This window comes from Pseudomonas sp. B14(2022), from assembly GCF_012030485.1.
Classification (GTDB): domain Bacteria; phylum Pseudomonadota; class Gammaproteobacteria; order Pseudomonadales; family Pseudomonadaceae; genus Aquipseudomonas.
Genome location: NZ_JAAUVM010000048.1, coordinates 1 through 1413 on the forward strand (window position 1 = coordinate 1; position 1413 = coordinate 1413).

A 1413-nucleotide genomic window follows, 5' to 3' on the forward strand; every position below is an offset into this window, starting at 1 on the left:
TTAATTCGACGGTGGCGAGGTGGCCGCCTTTCGCATGACTAAAAACCAGCCGGTTGTTATCGGGCAGGCGCAGGTGTTGAAGCTGGCCGCAGGTGTCGTAGCCATAGCGCAAGGTGCCCCAGCCCTGATGTTCGGCGGTGAGGCGGTTTTGGCTATCGTATTCGTAGGCCAGCGCCCAATGGCCGTCGTCGACGCTGAGGAGGTTGCCCTGGCGGTCGTAGGCATATTCAACAAGGCTGCCATCGGGCAGGGTTTTTCTGACGAGTCGACCGGCGTGATCGCGTTCGTAACGAGTGACTAACTGACTGCCATCGTCGCCGTGTTCGGTTTTTTCCAGCAGATTGCCGTTGAGGTCGTAGGCATAAGCCGTACGCTGCCCGTCAAAACCTATTTCCTGCTGGATCAGGCCATTGGGGTGGTAGGCAAGTCGGTAGGTCTCGCCGACCTCGTTTTCGATCTCGGTCAGCAGTAACCGCACGTTGTCGTAGCGGTAGTTGACCTGAGTGCCATCGGCGTTGATGCGGCGGCTGATCAGGTGCAGGCCGTCGGCGTATTCGTAGCGGGTGACGTGGCCGAGTTCATCGCGTTCGGCGGTGATTTTTCCGTAGGGGTTGTAGCTGTATTCCCGACATGCTCCACCCGGCAGCACCACGCGAACCAGCCGACCCACGCTGTCCCACTGATACTGGGTCAGCGCCCCCTGTTCATCCTCGCGGGCAACCTGCCGGCCAAGATCGTCATAGCGATAACGCTTGATCCCGCCATTGGGTAGCTGCTCCTCAACCAGTTGCCCCCGTTCATTCCACACCAGCCGCTGGCAACTGTGATCCGGATACCAAACCCCAACCAGTTGCCCGTATTTGTCATAGCTGTAGTCGGTTACATGGCCATCGGGATCGATCTTACGAATGACATCACCCTGGTCATTGCGCTCATATTTCCAGACCGCCAGACCCCGCCTTACAACCCGTACGAAGCCGTTGTCATGCTCGTAGGTTGTCGGCTCATCATCCCCCGGAAACAACGCCACCAAGCGTCCGGCATCGTCATACTGATACGCCGTCACCGCCCCCAGCGGATCCTGCTCAACCGTCAGCCGGCCCTTGTCATCGTAGGATTTGAAGTGCTGCGCACCGTCCGGATCAATGCGCTGCACCAGCCGTGCCCGGTCGTCATGGACGTACACTTCCTGGCTGCCATCGGCGTTATGCACCGTGACACGGCCGTCATCCCCCCAGGCATACCGCGTATCCATCTGCGAAAAACTGGCCCAATGCCGGACACAGCGCGCAGCCTTGCCAGCCCGTTCCCATTCCCAGAAGAAACTCGCCCCACCGGCCAGTCCACGTTCAAGAATCACGTGCTGATCGTCGTAGCGATAAACCTCGCTTTCACCTACCGCATTGGTCGCCG

General features: G+C 59.3%; 1 pseudogene. It reads right to left on the reverse strand.

Annotated elements, in window-relative coordinates:
- Nucleotides 1–1413: pseudogene (locus HCF10_RS30925) on the reverse strand (RHS repeat protein); the annotation flags it as partial.